At 52.6% G+C, this 608-nt stretch carries 1 protein-coding gene; it reads left to right on the forward strand.

Annotation, left to right across the window (positions count from 1 at the left end; translation table 11 throughout):
• Positions 1-39 precede the first annotated feature (39 nt).
• A partial coding sequence (locus tag LQ956_RS14875; protein ID WP_238630340.1) for a dihydrofolate reductase family protein occupies positions 40-608 on the forward strand: 569 nt, incomplete at its 3' end.

Here is a 608-nt window from a genome sequence, read left to right on the forward strand (position 1 = left end):
CGGCACAACTCGCTTTCGTACTATACCGAAGGGAAAGGAATGACGACTCAGTACTACACTGCATCCAGCATTGATGGATTCATTTCCACAGAAGACGATTCGCTAGAATGGTTGTTTCCGCTAGCGGACCTTGAAGAAACTAGTTATCCCGCTTTTGTTTCAGAAGTTGGCGCCATAGCAATGGGCTCCTCAACCTACGAATGGTTGCTAAAGAACGCTGTAAAGCCCGGTGCTGTGGATGAGGGCGTCTGGCCTTACTCACAGCCCGTATGGATCTTCTCTAGCCGTAAACTTGACGCCCCTGCAGGGGCAGACATCCGCTTCGTTCGAGGTGATGTCCGGCCGGTCCACGATCAGATGAAGGATGCCGCTGGTACGAAAAACATTTGGATCATGGGCGGCGGCGATCTTGCAGGGCAGTTCTTTGACGCCGGTCTTCTAGATGAGCTTATTGTCCAGATAGGTTCGGTTTCTCTCGGTCATGGCAAGTCTGTTTTCCCGCGCCGAGTCTTAAGCCCTACTTTTGAGCTCATGTCTGTAGACCGCATCAACGAGGGCATGGCTGAGCTGCGTTATAAGATCGGCAAGGCGAACCATACGGGTGCCGC

Origin of the sequence: Ectothiorhodospira lacustris (assembly GCF_022227845.1) — a bacterium.
Classification (GTDB): domain Bacteria; phylum Pseudomonadota; class Gammaproteobacteria; order Ectothiorhodospirales; family Ectothiorhodospiraceae; genus Ectothiorhodospira; species Ectothiorhodospira lacustris.